Annotated in this window: 16 protein-coding genes; 8 read left to right on the top strand and 8 right to left on the bottom strand. The window is 67.5% G+C overall.

The window, feature by feature from the left end:
- Window positions 1-4 precede the first annotated feature (4 nt).
- Genes ACZ2G3_RS00870 through thiQ form a run of 3 tightly spaced genes read left to right on the top strand, consistent with a single transcriptional unit; the run spans window position 5 to window position 3,178 of the window.
- Complete coding sequence (locus ACZ2G3_RS00870) at window positions 5-979, top strand: thiamine ABC transporter substrate-binding protein (protein WP_470397115.1); 975 nt, start codon at window positions 5-7, stop codon at window positions 977-979.
- Complete coding sequence (locus ACZ2G3_RS00865) at window positions 958-2,493, top strand: ABC transporter permease family protein (protein WP_470397114.1); 1,536 nt, start codon at window positions 958-960, stop codon at window positions 2,491-2,493. The genes ACZ2G3_RS00870 and ACZ2G3_RS00865 overlap by 22 nt, the downstream gene beginning before the upstream one ends.
- Window positions 2,483-3,178, top strand: coding sequence for a thiamine ABC transporter ATP-binding protein (thiQ, locus tag ACZ2G3_RS00860; protein ID WP_470397113.1), 696 nt, complete (start codon window positions 2,483-2,485; stop codon window positions 3,176-3,178). The genes ACZ2G3_RS00865 and thiQ overlap by 11 nt, the downstream gene beginning before the upstream one ends.
- A gap of 4 nt (window positions 3,179-3,182) precedes the next feature.
- Here thiQ and ACZ2G3_RS00855 read toward each other — a convergent pair whose 3' ends face one another.
- The 6 genes from ACZ2G3_RS00855 to ACZ2G3_RS00830 form a co-directional block, all read right to left on the bottom strand.
- Window positions 3,183-3,284: a DUF2474 domain-containing protein gene (locus tag ACZ2G3_RS00855; protein WP_470397112.1), complete on the bottom strand. Its 102-nt coding sequence runs from the start codon at window positions 3,282-3,284 to the stop codon at window positions 3,183-3,185.
- A complete protein-coding gene (cydB, locus tag ACZ2G3_RS00850; protein ID WP_470397111.1) occupies window positions 3,284-4,315 on the bottom strand; it encodes a cytochrome d ubiquinol oxidase subunit II in 1,032 nt (343 codons plus the stop codon). The genes ACZ2G3_RS00855 and cydB overlap by 1 nt, the downstream gene beginning before the upstream one ends.
- 2 nt (window positions 4,316-4,317) lie before the next feature.
- On the bottom strand, window positions 4,318-5,766 hold the full coding sequence (locus ACZ2G3_RS00845) for a cytochrome ubiquinol oxidase subunit I (RefSeq protein WP_470397110.1): 1,449 nt from the start codon (window positions 5,764-5,766) through the stop codon (window positions 4,318-4,320).
- A 165-nt stretch (window positions 5,767-5,931) separates the two neighbouring features.
- On the bottom strand, window positions 5,932-6,627 hold the full coding sequence (locus tag ACZ2G3_RS00840) for a LysM peptidoglycan-binding domain-containing protein (RefSeq protein WP_470397109.1): 696 nt from the start codon (window positions 6,625-6,627) through the stop codon (window positions 5,932-5,934).
- Window positions 6,628-6,722: 95 nt separating this feature from the next.
- Window positions 6,723-7,940 carry a PRC-barrel domain-containing protein gene (locus ACZ2G3_RS00835; protein WP_470397108.1) on the bottom strand — a complete coding sequence of 406 codons (1,218 nt, stop codon included), beginning with the start codon at window positions 7,938-7,940 and terminating at the stop codon, window positions 6,723-6,725.
- Window positions 7,941-8,156: 216 nt separating this feature from the next.
- Complete coding sequence (locus tag ACZ2G3_RS00830; protein ID WP_470397107.1) at window positions 8,157-8,597, bottom strand: DUF1810 domain-containing protein; 441 nt, start codon at window positions 8,595-8,597, stop codon at window positions 8,157-8,159.
- A 99-nt stretch (window positions 8,598-8,696) separates the two neighbouring features.
- On the opposite strand from ACZ2G3_RS00830, the gene ACZ2G3_RS00825 reads away from it, so the two are divergent.
- Window positions 8,697-9,128: an NUDIX hydrolase gene (locus tag ACZ2G3_RS00825; protein WP_470397106.1), complete on the top strand. Its 432-nt coding sequence runs from the start codon at window positions 8,697-8,699 to the stop codon at window positions 9,126-9,128.
- Here ACZ2G3_RS00825 and ACZ2G3_RS00820 read toward each other — a convergent pair.
- Window positions 9,125-9,334: a hypothetical protein gene (locus ACZ2G3_RS00820; protein WP_419268709.1), complete on the bottom strand. Its 210-nt coding sequence runs from the start codon at window positions 9,332-9,334 to the stop codon at window positions 9,125-9,127. The two genes, ACZ2G3_RS00825 and ACZ2G3_RS00820, sit on opposite strands and share 4 nt — an antisense overlap.
- A gap of 25 nt (window positions 9,335-9,359) precedes the next feature.
- Window positions 9,360-10,940 carry an FAD-NAD(P)-binding protein gene (locus ACZ2G3_RS00815; protein WP_470397105.1) on the bottom strand — a complete coding sequence of 527 codons (1,581 nt, stop codon included), beginning with the start codon at window positions 10,938-10,940 and terminating at the stop codon, window positions 9,360-9,362.
- 151 nt (window positions 10,941-11,091) lie between these two features.
- Here ACZ2G3_RS00815 and ACZ2G3_RS00810 point away from each other — a divergent pair, with 151 nt between their 5' ends.
- The 4 genes from ACZ2G3_RS00810 to ACZ2G3_RS00795 are packed head-to-tail and all read left to right on the top strand — an operon-like array spanning window position 11,092 to window position 14,609.
- Window positions 11,092-11,769, top strand: a complete 678-nt coding sequence (locus ACZ2G3_RS00810) for a GntR family transcriptional regulator (protein WP_470397104.1) — start codon at window positions 11,092-11,094, stop codon at window positions 11,767-11,769.
- Between the two features lie 41 nt (window positions 11,770-11,810).
- On the top strand, window positions 11,811-12,785 hold the full coding sequence (locus ACZ2G3_RS00805) for a TRAP transporter substrate-binding protein (protein WP_419268705.1): 975 nt from the start codon (window positions 11,811-11,813) through the stop codon (window positions 12,783-12,785).
- Between the two features lie 46 nt (window positions 12,786-12,831).
- The gene (locus tag ACZ2G3_RS00800; RefSeq protein WP_470397103.1) at window positions 12,832-13,332 is read left to right on the top strand and encodes a TRAP transporter small permease; all 501 of its coding nucleotides are present in this window, start codon (window positions 12,832-12,834) and stop codon (window positions 13,330-13,332) included.
- Window positions 13,332-14,609 carry a TRAP transporter large permease gene (locus ACZ2G3_RS00795; RefSeq protein ID WP_470397102.1) on the top strand — a complete coding sequence of 426 codons (1,278 nt, stop codon included), beginning with the start codon at window positions 13,332-13,334 and terminating at the stop codon, window positions 14,607-14,609. Before ACZ2G3_RS00800 ends, ACZ2G3_RS00795 begins: the two co-directional genes overlap by 1 nt.
- Window positions 14,610-14,615 lie beyond the last annotated feature (6 nt).

The raw sequence follows: 14,615 nt of genomic DNA, 5'->3' as shown, positions 1-14,615 counted from the left end.
CGCCTTGAAATACGTCCTGATCCCTGCCCTGCTGCTGGCCAGCCCTGCCCTGGCGCAGGACCGCGTCCTGACCGTCTATGCCGAGGATTACATCGCCAGCGAATGGGGCCCCGGCCCCAAGATCGAGGAAGGCTTCGAGGCCTTCTGCGACTGCGACCTGCAATTCGTGACCGGCGACATCCTGCCCCGCCTGCTGATGGAGGGCGAGGGCACGCAGGCCGACATCGTCTTCGGCCTGAACACCGACGTGACCGCGCGCGCCCGCGCCTCCGGCCTCTTCAAGCCGCATGGGCAGGACACGACCGACATGTCGCTGCCCATCGAATGGAGCGACGAGATCTTCCTGCCCTACAACTGGGGCGAGACCGCCTTTGTCTATGACAAGACCCGGCTGGACAACCCGCCCGCCAGCTTTGCCGAGCTGCTGGAGGCGCCCGACGACCTCAAGATCGTGATCCAGGACCCGCGCAGCTCGATCTCGGGGCTGGCGCTGCTGTTGTGGGTCAAGAAGGTCTATGGCGACGACGCGCCCGAGGCCTGGGCCAAGCTGGCGCCCAAGGTCCTGACCGTCACGCGCGGCTGGTCGGAAAGCTATGGCATGTTCACCAGCGGCGAGGCCAACATGGTGCTGTCCTATACGACCTCGCCCGCCTATCACATCGCGGCCGAGGATGATGACACCAAGACGGCCGCGATCTTTCCCGAAGGGCATTACTTCATGACCGAGCTGGCGGCGCAGGTTGCCTCCAGCGACCAGCCCGAGCTGGCACAGCAGTTCATGGACTGGATCCTGACGCCCGAGTTCCAGGCTGCCATCCCGCTGGCCAACTGGTCGCTGCCCGCCAAGCTGCCGCAGGCGGACTGGCCGCAGGTGATGCGTGACCTGCCCCGCCCCGACACGACGCTGTTCTATTCCGAGGACGAGGCCGAGGCCCTGCGCCAACCCGCCCTGGACGAATGGCAGCGGGCCTTCCGCTGAGCCTGGGCCATCTTGTCGCCGCGGCCCTTGCGACGCTGATCCTGGGCACCTTGGCGGCGGTGACCTGGCTGGCCGGGGGCCTGGGCGGCCTGACCGAATGGGACTGGCGGGCGCTGTGGTTCACGCTGTGGCAGGCGGCGCTGTCGGCCACGCTGTCGGCGGTGCTGGCCGTGCCCGTGGCCCGCGCCCTGGCGCGGCGGCGCTTTCGCGGGCGCGGCCTGCTGGTCACGCTGCTGGGCGCGCCCTTCATCCTGCCGGTGATCGTGGCGATCATGGGCCTGATCGCGGTTTTCGGCCGCAACGGTGCCGTGAACGAGGGCCTGCGCGCCCTGGGCCTGCCCGAAGTCGGCATCTATGGCTGGCAGGGGGTGATCCTGGCGCATGTCTTCTTCAACCTGCCGCTGTCGGTGCGGCTGATCCTGCAGGGCTGGCAGGCGATCCCCTCCGAACGCTTTCGGCTGGCGGCCTCGCTTGGCTTTGCGCCCCGCGACATTGTCCGGCATCTGGAACGGCCAATGCTGCGGGCGGTGCTGCCGGGAACCTGGCTGGCGGTGTTCCTGGTCTGCCTGACCTCCTTCACCGTCGCGCTGGCGCTTGGTGGCGGGCCGCGCGCCACCACGGTGGAACTGGCCATCTATCAGGCCTTCCGTTTTGATTTCGACCTGGGGCGGGCGGCGACCCTGGGGCTGCTGCAGATCACACTGTGCGTGGGGGCAATGCTGGCCGCGCGCCGGATCGTGGTGCCGCAGGCCTTCGGCACCGGGATGGACGGGGGCGAGGGGCCGCCGGCTCCGGCCGGTTGGAGGCGCGGCGCCGATGCCCTGGTGATCACGCTGGCCGCCCTGTTCCTGCTGTGGCCGATGATGGCGGTGGTCGGAACCGGCCTGCCGCGCATCCCGTCGCTGCCGGCCGAGGTCTGGCAGGCGGCGCTGCGGTCGCTGATCATGGCCGTGTCCTCGGCCCTGCTGGCGGTCAGTGCCTGCCTGGCCCTGGCGCTGGCCATCGCGCGTGGCGCGGGACGGTGGGTCGAGGCGGCGGGGATGCTGCCGCTGATCGCCTCGCCCCTGGTTCTGGGGACCGGGCTGTTCATCCTGCTGCGCGGGGCCGTCAGCCCGCAGCAGATGGCCCTGCCGGTGACGGTGGCGATCAATGCCGCGATGGCGCTGCCTTTCGGGTTGCGGGCGCTGATCCCGGCGGCGCAGGCCCTGCAGCAGGATTACGGGCGCCTGGCCGCAGCACTGGACCTGCAGGGCTGGGCGCGACTGCGCTACCTGACGCTGCCGCGGCTGGCGCGGCCTCTGGGCTTTGCCGCCGGGTTGGCGGCGGCGCTGGCGATGGGCGACCTGGGCGTGATCACGCTGTTTGCCAGCGACCAGCCGACCCTGCCCTTGAAGCTCTATCAGCTGATGAACAGCTATCGCATGGCCGATGCCGCGGCGGCGGCGGTGCTGCTGATGAGCCTCAGCTTTGCCCTGTTCTGGCTGTTCGACCAAGGGGGCCGTCTTGACGCTTGAACTACGGGACATCGCGCTGCGCCAAGGCAGCTTCCAGCTGCAGGCGGATCTGTCGCTGGCGCGCGGCGGGCAGTATGCCGTGATCGGGGCCTCCGGGTCGGGCAAATCCACGCTGCTGTCGCTGCTGGGCGGGTTCCTGATGCCGGACCGGGGCCGGCTGTTCTGGGACGGCAGCGACATTACCGGTCTTGCCCCGGGACAGCGGCCAGTATCGATGCTGTTCCAGCACCACAATTTGTTTCCGCACCTCACGGTAAAACAAAATGTGGGGATGGGCTTGCGGCCGGACCTGCGGCTGAACCGCACTCAGCAGGAGCGGGTGGCACAGGTCCTGGACCAGGTCGGGCTGGGGGGAATGCAGGATCGCCGCCCCGCTGCGCTGTCCGGCGGGCAGCAGAGCCGCGTCGCGCTGGCGCGGGTGCTGCTGCGCGCACGGCCACTGCTGCTGCTGGATGAACCTTTCTCGGCCCTCGGCCCGGCGCTGAAGGCCGAGATGCTGGCGCTGCTGTCGGGCATCGCCGCTGACACCGGCGCCACGGTGCTGATGGTCACGCATGATCCGGCCGATGCCCGCAGTTTTGCGCCCGACACCGTGCTGGTCGAGGAGGGATGCGTCCATCCGCCCCGCCCCACCGGGCCGCTGCTGGACAACCCGCCGCCGGGCCTGCGCGCCTATCTGGGCTGACCCGCTAGACGATCCACCATCGGATCAGCAGGGCCACCGTGCCGACCATGGCCACGCTGGCCAGCCACAGCGCCACGAACCAAGCCAGACGGCGCAGCCCCTGCATCAGTGATAGCCCGCGTCGGGATCGACCTTGCCGCGGAACACCCAATAGGACAGCGCGGTATAGGCCAAGATGATCGGGATCAGCACGGCCGCGCCGACCAGCATGAAGATCTGGCTGTTCCGCGGGGCGGCGGCCTCCCAGATGGTGATCTGGACCGGGACGATATAGGGGAACATCGAATAGCCCAGCCCCGCAAAGCCCAGCACGAACATGCCAAGCGAGCAGAGGAACGGCCAGTAGTCGTGGTGGCGGACCCGCAGCGTGTGGAACATGCCGAAGGCCAGCGCCAGCACGGCCGCGGCCACGCCCACCGCCAGCAGGATGTTCAGGCCCCCGAACCAGCGGCTGTAATAGCCATCCTGCAGGAAGGGCGTCCACAGGCTGACGATGCCCATAAAGCCGATCGTCGCCAAGCCCAGGACCCAAGCCCGGTTGCGCATCCTGGCCTGCAGTTCGCCACTGGTCCTCATCACCAGCCAGGTCGCCCCCAGCAGCATGTAGCCGACCATGACGGCCACCCCGACCATCAGCGTGAAGGGCGTCAGCCAGTCCCACCAGCCGCCGGAATAACTGCGGGCGGCCTTGTCGATCTGGATGCCCTGCAGCAACCCGCCCAAGGCGATCCCCTGCGTCAGCGCCGCCACGGCCGAGCCGCCGATGAAGGCGATGTCCCAGACCCGCCGCCAGCGCGTCGTGCGCCAGCGGAACTCGAAGGCGACGCCCCGGAAGATCAGTGCCAGCAGCATGGCGATGACCGGCGCGTAAAGCGCGGGCAGGATCAGCGCATAGGCCAGGGGAAAGGCCGCGAACAGCCCGCCGCCGCCCAGGATCAGCCAGGTCTCGTTCCCGTCCCAGACCGGGGCGACCGAGTTCATCATCACGTCGCGGTCCCGGCCCTCGGGCTCGACCGCGAACAGCATGCCCAGCCCCAGGTCGAAGCCGTCCAGCACCACATAGACCAGCACCGCGAAGGCGATCACGAAGGCCCAGATCACGGTCAGGTCGAAGGAAACTCCGTCGGCGATGGGCATGGTCAGACTCCGGGCTGGGCGGGGCGGCCCTTGCGGGCGGCGTGCTGCTGGGCGGGGGTGGTGCCGGCCGTGCGGATCGGGCTGTCGGTGACATCCTTGTAGCGCGCCTCGGCCGGTTCGGGCGCACGGCCCATCAGGCGCAGGATGTAGTAGGTCCCCGCCCCGAACACCGCGAAATAGATGACGATGAAGGCGATCAACGAGGCCCCGACCGCCGGCGCCGCCAGGGGCGCGGCGCTGTCGGCCGTGCGCAGGAAGCCATAGACGGTGAAGGGCTGGCGGCCGACCTCGGTGGTGACCCACCCGGCCAGAACGGCGATCAGCCCGGAGGGCGCCATGATCAGCGCGGCGCGGTGCAGCGAGGGCGTGTCATAAAGCCGGCGCCGCACCCGCGCGACCAGCGACCACAGGCCCAGCCCCAGCATCGCAAAGCCGATCATCACCATGATGCGGAACGACCAGAAGACGATGGCCACCGGCGGCTGATCCTCGCGCGGGATGGTGTCCAGCCCGTCCAGGGGCGCGTTCAGGTCGTGCTTGAGGATCAGCGAGCTGAGCTTGGGGATGCCCACTGCGTAATCCAGCCGCTGCTCATCCTGGTTGGGCAACCCGAAGAGGTAGAGCGGCGCGCCCTCGGGGTGGCTTTCGAAATGGCCCTCCATCGCCATGACCTTGGCGGGCTGATGCTCCAGCGTGTTCAGGCCGTGCAGGTCGCCCAAAAAGATCTGCACCGGGGCAAAGATCGTGGCCATCCACAGGGCCATGGAGAACATCGTCCGCGTGGCCGGGCTGACCAGGTCGGGACGGTGCCGGTGGCGCAGCAGGTGGAACGCCGCCACCCCGCCCACGATGAAGGCCGTGGTCAGGTAGGCCGCCGTGACCGTGTGCATCAGCCGGTAGGGAAAGGACGGGTTGAAGATCACCTGCCAGAAGTCGGTGGGCAGGAACTGGCCGGTGTCGGGATCGATCTCGAAGCCTGCCGGCGTGTGCATCCAGCTGTTCACGCTGAGGATCCAGAAGGCCGAGATCGCGGTGCCGACCCCAACGGCCAGGCAGGCGATCATGTGCAGCGTGGCACCGACGCGTTCGCGGCCGAACAGCATGATGCCCAGGAAACCGGCCTCTAGGAAAAAGGCCGACAGCACCTCATAGGCCATGGGCGCGCCAATGACCGGACCCGCGCGGTCGGAAAAGACCGACCAGTTGGTGCCGAACTGATAGGACATGACGATGCCCGACACGACGCCCATGGCAAAGGCCAGGGCGAAGATCTTGACCCAGTAGCGGAAGAGATCGAGGTACTGGTGCTCCTTCGTCCACAGCCACAACCCGTTCAGGACCGCCAGAAAGCTGGCCAGGCCGATGGTGAAGGCAGGAAACAGGAAATGGAAGCTGACGGTGAAGGCGAACTGGATCCGGGCCAGCAGCACGGCATCGGCGGTATCGAACATGGCGAAGCCTCGTGGGGCGATGCCCGCAACCGCAGGCGATGCAGAAACGGGCGGGGCCGGGTCAGGACGTGAGCCGGAAGGGCCCCGCGGGTGTCATCATGTTCCAAGGCTAATCGCTGGACGCAACCTCATGCAAGCGCCGCATCGCCGCATGAGGGCCGGGGGTCAGCGAAGATCCAGCGGGTCCGACGTGATGCGCAGGTTGCCCTCCGCCGTTTCCAGCGCGACGCTGGCCTCGCCCGCAGGCGGCAGATCGGGCATCCGGACCTCTGTCATCAACACGCCGTCGCCGTCGGTGGTGGCCTCGGTCAGCGGGATCGACTGGCCGTCATGGATCAGCGACAGCTGGACTTCACGGTTGCCGGGCAGGCCTGTGGCGGCGATCCGCAGGCGGTCACCCTCGAGGACCGTCGCCGCCAGATCGGGACCCCGACGCGGCTCTGCCTCGATGCCCGGAACGCCGGCGGATTCGCCCAGTTCCAGCAGATCACGGGCCGGGTCGTTCTGCGACAGATAGCCCGAGACCGCCTCGCCGGCCTCGGCGGCGACGCCGCCCGCTTCGCGCGCGGTGTCCCGTGCCAGATCCTGCGCGCGGTCCAGAAGCCCGGCAGCCTCGGGTTCCGAAGCCGGGGGCTCGTCGCCCGCCAAGGGAACGGCCACGGCGCCGGCCTGGCGCAGGGCCTCCTCGTCGACCACATCATTGGCGCGCAGGATCCGTTCGGCCGGTACGCCGCAGCGTGCCGAAAGTTGGGCCAGGCTGTCGCCCGGGCCAAAGGGCACAGCCGCAGGGCAGTCGCGCGCCAGGGCGGGGCCTGCCAAGGCGACCAGGGCTGCGGCAAGGGGAAGGGCAAAGGTCTGCATGGGATCCTCCTGCGAAAATTGAGCGGGGCCGGGAAGCGGCCAATGTGAAAAAGGGGCGCCGCGGGGGCGCCCCTTTATGGGTTCAGGAGGCGGGCTTACCCTTCGTATTCGGGCGCCTGCTCCAGTTGCTCGCGGGTTGCGCTGACAAAGACGCGCAACTCGTCGCCTTCGGCCTGCATGACCGTGACCTCGTCAAGACCCAGGGCAACAGTATGGCTGCCGATGCCCAGGAAGCCGCCGACGTCCATGACGAAGAATTCGACCTGGCCATCGTTCGACAGCATAACGTCCTCGACCGAACCGATGTTCTCGTCGTTCTCGCTATAGACGTCCGCACCCATCAGCGTGTCGACCGAGATGGTGCTTGGGTCGGCGGGTTGATAGCCCTCGCGTTCGATCTGCGGCGGGGTCAGCGGCTGGCGCTCGCCACGCCAATCGGTCTGCGCGGTGGCCTGGGCTTCGCCTTCCACCGGCATGGGCTGCTCGCCTTCCTGCTGCTGCGCCTGGGCTTCGCCCTCGGCACCACCCTCGACGAAGGAGACGTTGGCCTCTCCGCTTTCGGTGTACTGCACCTGGGGCTCGCTGGAACCCGAGAACTCGACCTTCGGCTCGGCCGATTCATAGGTCACCTTGGGCTGGGCCTGCTCGACATTGACCTGCGGATCGGACTGGTTCTGCTGCAGGCGGACCTGCGGCGTCTGCTGATCCACCTGGATCTGCGCTTCCTGCTCGCCCTCGGGCGTGTCCTGGACGGCCAGGTCGACCTGCGGCTCACCCTGCTCGACGCTGACCGTGGGCTCTGCCTGGTTCACCTCGATCTGCGGCTCGGCCGTCTGCACGTTGACCTGGGGGTCGGGCATGCGGACGATGATCTCGGGCTGCGGCTGATCGACGGTCACCACCGGATCCGGCATCTCGATGCGAATGGTGGGGGGCGCCTGGCGCACGATGATCTCGGGCTGCGGCTGGGTCACCGAAACGGTCGGCTCGGGCTGCGAGACGTTCACCTCGGGGGCCGGCTGCTGCACGTTGACGTTCGGGGGCGGCTGGCTGACCACGATGCGGCCTTCGATCTGCTGGGCATCGGCACCCTGCGCCTCGACCGCCTGGGCCTGACGGACATAGGGCGCGCAATCCATATCCTCGCCCCGTTCGGCCACGGCGCCGGCTTCGTCCAGCCAGACCTGCTGGAACCGATCGCTGTTGTCGGCGACGATCTGATCAAGCTGCTGGCAGGCCTCGGCCATGTCGGCATCGACAGCCGGTGCGTCGGTCTGTTGGGCGATGGCCGTCACTGCCGTCGTCGAAAGCAAGGATGCTGCAAACAATCCTGTCAAATGGCGTTTCATCCTGTTCTCCTTTGCTGTGAAGGTGGCCCCAAGAACAGCGACATGCGGCCAATGTTCCTGAAAAATGGGCCAAATTCTGCTCATGATCGGACAACATCATGAAACGGAACGATTTTCTTATTTTCGTTGAAGCAGGTATTTCGAATGTTGGTGTCCAACCTAGTCAAGATGCGCCCAAGATTACCGCGTCCGGGCCAGTGTGACGTCACAGGGCTGGCCCTGAAAGAATGCCTCCAGCAACTGGGCAAAGACGCCATCCCTCCGGTCCACCGCCGCGAAAAGCGTGGCCGATGAGCGGAGCTTGTCCGCGTCGATGCCGCCCAGGATCGCCTCGGCCGATTGGCCGCGATGGGCCAGAACCGCCTCGGCGGCGGCGACCAGTCGCGGTCCCAGCACCGGATGGGCCAGATAGCGGCGCGCCTCGTCCAGGTCGGCGATGCCATAATGATGCGACATCTGCGAGCGTCCCAAGCCGCGCAACTGCGGAAAGATGAACCACATCCAGTGGCTCTGCTTGCGGCCCCGCTTCAGTTCCACCAGGGCGATGGGAAAGCTGTCTTCTTGGGCACGGACGAAACGGTCCAGCGCGCCCGGGTCATCCGGCAGGTCGGAACGGGGCATGGGCACTCCTTTCGATGCTGACGCCTCCAGCCTAGCGCATCGCCGCCGGCCGTGACGATCCCTTGCCGCACGGGCCGCGCGCGGGCTAGCGTGCCCCGCATGGAACCTGCCCCGCCCCCACCGATCTGCGCCGTCCTGGCCGTGGTGATCCGCGACCGGCAGGTGCTGCTGGTGCAGCGCGCTAATCCGCCGGATGCGCGCCTGTGGGGGTTTCCGGGCGGCAAGCTGGAGGCGGGCGAAACGCTGCTGGACGGCGCCTTGCGGGAATTGCAGGAGGAAACCGGCGTCGCCGCCGTCGCGCAGCGGGTCCTGACCGCCGTCGATGTCCATGAGAGGTCGGGGGATGGCCGCCTGCTGCGTCATTTCGTGCTGGTGGCGGTGCTCTGCCGCTGGCAGGGCGGAGAGCCGCAGGCCGCCGATGATGCGCTGGATGCCTGCTGGATCGCGCTGCAGGACCTGGACCGCATGGGCACCCTCAGCCGGGATGTCGCCCGCATCGCCCGCCTCGCCGCGCAGGAGTGCGGGGACTAGGGGCGGCCTTCCTCCAGCGACATGTCCTCGACGATCTCGGCGCGAACCCCCTGCAGCGGCGGCTGTTCGGTGTGGTCCAGCACATAGGCATAGGCACCGTCATGGCTGTCAAAGGACATGGGCACCAGCGTGGCAGAGAATTCCGTGCCCGTCCGCGACAGCTTCATATGCGGGGCGGCGCCCAAGGCGATCACGAATTTCGGCATCGGCAGGTCCTTTTCATGGCGGTTCTCAGGATACCAGCCGCCTGCGGCGGCGGGTCGCGACGCCACTGGCGATGGCGGCGCCGATATCGGCGCAGGCGGTGATCCCCTGCACGAAGGGACGGTCGTGCATCAGGTAGGGGATCGACCCCAGGGACAGCCGCCCCGCATAGCCGGGCACATCGACCAGGCCGTAATCCTCGGAGACTTCGGGAATGTCCTGGTCGGCCGCCAGCAGGGCGGCGCGCAGGCTGGGAAAGGGCAGGTCCTTGCTGGTCAGGGCCTTCTGGCCGCGCGCGTCGATGAAGACGGGGAAGACATGGGTCTCATGCCCCGTCCGGATGACCGTCCGGGTCTGCTGGCGGTCCAGATCGTAATCCTCGCCCAAGGCCAGCACCGACAGAAGGCCCGCGTCGCGCAGCGCCAGCAGGCGGCGGATGGATTCGGAGGGGACAGCGGCATAGTTGTCCACGAAGACCTTCTTGAGACCCTTATCCAGCCGCTCTCGGTCCGCGTCCGACAGGTCCGCCACGATATCCTCGACCTTTTCATGCATCCGCAGCAGCGCATAGCGCCAGGGAACGGTGATCCGCTGCGCCTTGTTGAGCTCGACCTCGTCCAGGTTCCCGCGCGCCCAGCGAAATGGATCGGCGGCCTCGCGCGCCGCGAAATAGGCGTCGGCAAAGCTGTCAGCATCCAGCCCGCCCAGACCGATGCGCAGGGCAAAGGCTGGATCGGCCTGCATGATCTCGGCCCGCACCAGCTCGAAAAGGGCATCCAGCGGTTCGGGCCGGGACAGGCAGGCGGCCACCGCCGCCTCGGTCATCACGGCCAGAGGCTCGTAGGGGATCGGGCAGTAGAAATCCGCCTCGGGCAGGATGCCCGACCGCGACATCAGCGTGATGTGCAGGTCGTCGGGCGCCCCGTCGAACCGCAGCTCTCCCTCCTTGCGGCGGAAGCGACCGTGCTGGTTGACCACCGCCATCGCCGCGTCGATCGAGCTGAGCGAGGTGCCCATGATGCCCACCCGCACCGCCGGGATATGCGCGTCGATGAGGCCGGACCAGGGACTGGGAAAATAGCTGCGCGTCGCCTCGTCCTCGTCGGGAAAGTCGTGGCCCGTGGCCAGGACGACCCGGTCATAGGGTCCGGCGTCGTTTCCGGCCGAGCTCGGCAGCGTCAGGCCCGCCTCGGCCGCGATGATGTCGTGGACCTCGGTCGCCTCGCGGACCTCCACTTGGTGGCCCGCACCTCGCGCCTGTTCCACCAGCGACAGCAGCTGGTCGCGGAAATACTCGCCCAGCAGCAGCCGGGGCGTGAACTGCCGGTCGTCCAGATCCTCGGCGTCCAGCCCATAGGAGGCCAGCCGTGCCGGGGCCTGCTCCTCCAGCCAGTCCAGATAGGGGATGACGACGGGCGGGATCTCGATGCTGGCGATATTAGCCAGCATCGACCGGCTGGCGGTCTCGGGGGAATAGGGCATCCCGATGCCGGCCCGATCGCCTTTTTCGAACAGCGTCACCGACAGCGGCTCTCCCAGAGCCATCAGTTGCTGAAAGGTATAGATGCCGGTCGGTCCGGTGCCGACGATCGCGATGCGCTTGCTCATCTTCTTCCTGATCCCTGTCGCGCCGAACGCGCGGTGTGTTTTCCGGTTCCTGTTCATGATGTCGCGGTGACGCGCCGGCCAAACATGCTCCACAACGGCTGCTTGAATTGTATGGTAGTATGGTATAGACTGTCGTCAGGAGGGGCACGTGATGACAAAGCCGATTCATCTGCAGCCGGTGCATGTCAGCGTGGCCGACCGCCTTTGTGCGGAACTGCGCGCGGCGATCATCGACAACATCCTGGTCCCCGGCACCCGCCTGTCCGAGGCCGAGATGGCCGTCCGCTACGGCGTCAGCCGCCAGCCCGTGCGCGAGGCCTTCATCAAGCTGTCGAACGACAGCCTGCTGGAGATCCGCCCGCAGCGCGGGACCTTCGTGGCCAAGATCTCGATCCCCCAGGTCATGGATGCCCGCTTTGTCCGCGAGGCGGTCGAGGCCGACATCGTCAAGCTGCTGGCAGCCGCGCCCGACCCGGCGCTGATCGCCGACCTGGACGCGCAGCTGGCGCATCAGCGGACCCTGATCGGCGGTTCGGCCCGCGACTTCATCGAGGCCGACGAGACCTTTCACCACACGCTGGCCGAAGGCGCCGACAAGGGCAATGCCTGGCGCGTCGTGGTCGAGATGAAGGCGCAGATGGACCGGGTGCGGGTCCTGTCCAGCCTGCATTTCCCCGTCGAGCGCCTGATCACCCAGCACGGCGCCGTCGTCCGCGGCATCGCCGCCGGGGACGCGCATGCCGCCGAAGCCGCCATGCGGCTGCACCTGAAGGGCATCCTGTCCGATCTGCCGGTCATCCGGCAGGAGCGCCCCGAGTATTTTCTGTGACGCCGGCCCGCCCGGCGCAAAACATCCTGGAGGAGGATAGAATGACATTTGCCAAGATCGCCAAGCTGGCTGCATCCTGCACCGTCGCGGCCCTGATGGGCAGCGCCGCCCTGGCGCAGGAGGTCACGCTGAAGCTGGGCCACCTCGCGAACGAGGAGAACATCTGGCACAAGGCCGCCGTCAAGTTCGCCGAAGAGGTCGAGACCCTGACCGAGGGCCGCGTCGCGGTCGAGGTCTATCCCAACGAATCGCTGGGCAAGGAGATCGACCTGATCAACGGCATGCAGCTGGGCACCGCCGACATGACCATCACCGGCGAAAGCCTGCAGAACTGGGCGCCCAAGGCCGCGCTGCTGGCGCTGCCCTATGCCTACAAGTCGCTGGAGCACATGGACGAGGTCGCCTCGGGCGAGATCGGCGACCAGATCGAGGCCGAGATCATCGAAAAGGCCGACATCCGCCCGCTGACCTATTTCGCCCGCGGCCCGCGCAACCTGTCGGCCAATCGCGAGATCACCACCCCCGCCGACCTGAACGGCTTCAAGCTGCGCGTGCCGAACGTGCCGCTGTTCGTGGCCGCCTGGCAGGCGCTGGGCGCGAACCCGACGCCCATGGCCTTCTCGGAGGTCTTCACCTCGCTGCAGAACGGCACGATCGAAGGTCAGGAAAACCCGCTGGCGCTGTTCAAGTCGGGCGGCTTCTACGAGGTGCAGAAGGTCGTGAACCGGACCGAGCACGTGCGGTCCTGGATCTACCTTGCCATCTCGGAGCGCAGCTGGGACCGCCTGTCCGAGGCGGACCAGGCAGCCCTGATGGAGGCGGCCGAGCGCACCCAGACCTATGAGCGCGAGCTGTTCCTGGCCGATGAGGAGGCACTGGTGGCCGATCTGGAGGGCCGCGGCGTGACCTTCCACGACGTCGACCAGGCCGCCTTTGCCGAAGGCGCCCGCGAGGCCGTGATCGGCGCCGTCGCCGAGGAAATCCGCCCGCTGGCCGAAGAGATCTTTGCCCAGTGACCATGTCCGGTCCTGCCCTTCGGGGCAGGGCCACCGGGAGGAACCGATGTTCAAGGCGTTCAAGGGACTGGAGGGGCTGTGTCGCCTTCTGGTATTCGCAGCTTTCGTGGTGCTGATGGGGGCGGTCCTGCTGCAGGTCTTCTCGCGCACCTTCCTCAGCACCGCGCCGGTCTGGACCGAGGAGTTGACGCGCTTCTGCCTGATCTTCATGGGCGCGCTTGGCGCGGGCCTGGCGCTGCGCAGCGGCGACATGGTGAACGTGGACCTGGTCTGCGAAAGCCTGCCCGGCCGCCTGCCCCGCATCCTTCGGCTGGTCTCGGCGGTCATCACCGCGGGCTTTGCCATCGCGCTGCTGCCGGCGGCTTGGGACTATACCATGATCGGCGCCCGCCAGACGGCGCCCGCCCTGACCTGGCGGATGCATTTCATCCATGCCGCGATGGTCGTGCTGTTCGTCACCCTGGCGCTCTGGGCGTTGATGCGCATGGCCGAGATGCTGACCGGCCGGCATGACGGCCGCCCCATTCCGACCTCGGAGGACAATTGATGGGTCTGACCCTGCTTCTGGGCACTTTCGTGCTGGGCCTTGTCATCGGCCTGCCTGTGGCGGTGACCCTGGGCCTGTCATCCATGGCCTACCTGATCTTTGCCGACATCCCCTTGGTCGTCATCCCGCAGAAGATGTATGCGGGCATGGACAGCTTTGTCCTGCTGTGCATTCCGGGCTTCATCCTGGCGGGCAACCTGATGAACTCGGGCGGCATCACCGAACGGATCGTGCGCTTTGCCAATGCGCTGGTCGGCTGGATGCGCGGCGGCCTGGCCCAGGCCAACATCGCGGCTTCCATGCTGTTCGGCGGCGTCTCGGGCACGGCCGTGGCCGACGTCGCATCCGTCGGCGGCATGATGATCCCCGGCATGAAGAAGGTCGGCTATCCCGGCGCCTTCGCCGCGGCGGTGACGGCGGCGTCGTCCACCGTCGGGCCGATGATCCCGCCCAGCGTTCCCATGATCATCGTCGGCTCGCTGTCGGGCCTGTCGGTGGGCAAGCTGTTCCTGGCGGGCGCGGTGCCGGGCCTGATGCTGGGCGGCGCGATGATGGTCGCGACCTACTTCATCGCCCGCAAGCAGAAGTTCCCGCGCGAGCCCTGGCAGGGCGTGCGCGAACTACTCACCTCGTTCACCGGGGCCATCTGGGCCATCGCGATGACCGTCCTGATCGTGGGCGGGCTGCTGATCGGCATCACCACGCCCACCGAGACCGCCGTCGTGGCCAGCCTCTATGCCGCCGCCGTGGGCCTCTTCGTCTATCGCGAGCTGCCGGTGCGGCGCATCCCGAAAATCATCATCGACAGCGCTATCAGCGCCGCTGGCATCCTGGTCCTGGTCGGCACCGCCAATGTCTTCGGCTGGATCCTGGTGGCCGAGCGCATTCCCCAGATGCTGGCCGACGGCGTCCTGTCGATCACCGACAACAAGTTCCTTGTGATCCTGCTGATCAACCTTCTGCTGCTGTTCGTCGGCATGTTCATGGAAACCATCGCCGCGCTGATCATCCTGTTCGTGCCGCTGCAGGCGCTGGCGGTGGCCGTGGGCATCGATCCGCTGCACTTTGCCTGCTTTGCGGTGCTGAACCTGATGATCGGGCTGACCACGCCGCCGGTGGGGGTCTGCCTGTTCGTCGCCTCGAACATCGCCCGCCTGCCGCTGTCGCCGGTGATCCGCGCGATCACCCCCTATATCATCACCAACATCATCGTCCTGCTGCTGGTCAGCTATATCCCGCAGCTGTCGACCTGGCTGCCCAACACGCTGATGCCCTGAGGCCCC

The sequence above is a fragment of the Paracoccus sp. KKT209 genome (genome assembly GCF_055635455.1).
Note: the sequence above shows the minus strand (reverse complement) of the source record. Positions and strands in the feature narration are given on the sequence as shown.

Bases quoted from the DNA above. Each gene is read 5' to 3' on its own strand.
- ACZ2G3_RS00865 (WP_470397114.1), top strand. From the start codon at position 958: ATGGCAGCGGGCCTTCCGCTGAGCCTGGGCCATCTTGTCGCCGCGGCC.
- ACZ2G3_RS00855 (WP_470397112.1), bottom strand. From the start codon at position 3,284: ATGCAGGGGCTGCGCCGTCTGGCTTGGTTCGTGGCGCTGTGGCTGGCC.
- cydB (WP_470397111.1), bottom strand. From the start codon at position 4,315: ATGCCCATCGCCGACGGAGTTTCCTTCGACCTGACCGTGATCTGGGCC.
- ACZ2G3_RS00845 (WP_470397110.1), bottom strand. From the start codon at position 5,766: ATGTTCGATACCGCCGATGCCGTGCTGCTGGCCCGGATCCAGTTCGCC.
- ACZ2G3_RS00840 (WP_470397109.1), bottom strand. From the start codon at position 6,627: ATGCAGACCTTTGCCCTTCCCCTTGCCGCAGCCCTGGTCGCCTTGGCA.
- ACZ2G3_RS00830 (WP_470397107.1), bottom strand. From the start codon at position 8,597: ATGCCCCGTTCCGACCTGCCGGATGACCCGGGCGCGCTGGACCGTTTC.
- ACZ2G3_RS00825 (WP_470397106.1), top strand. From the start codon at position 8,697: ATGGAACCTGCCCCGCCCCCACCGATCTGCGCCGTCCTGGCCGTGGTG.
- ACZ2G3_RS00820 (WP_419268709.1), bottom strand. From the start codon at position 9,334: ATGCCGAAATTCGTGATCGCCTTGGGCGCCGCCCCGCATATGAAGCTG.
- ACZ2G3_RS00815 (WP_470397105.1), bottom strand. From the start codon at position 10,940: ATGAGCAAGCGCATCGCGATCGTCGGCACCGGACCGACCGGCATCTAT.
- ACZ2G3_RS00810 (WP_470397104.1), top strand. From the start codon at position 11,092: ATGACAAAGCCGATTCATCTGCAGCCGGTGCATGTCAGCGTGGCCGAC.
- ACZ2G3_RS00805 (WP_419268705.1), top strand. From the start codon at position 11,811: ATGACATTTGCCAAGATCGCCAAGCTGGCTGCATCCTGCACCGTCGCG.
- ACZ2G3_RS00800 (WP_470397103.1), top strand. From the start codon at position 12,832: ATGTTCAAGGCGTTCAAGGGACTGGAGGGGCTGTGTCGCCTTCTGGTA.
- ACZ2G3_RS00795 (WP_470397102.1), top strand. From the start codon at position 13,332: ATGGGTCTGACCCTGCTTCTGGGCACTTTCGTGCTGGGCCTTGTCATC.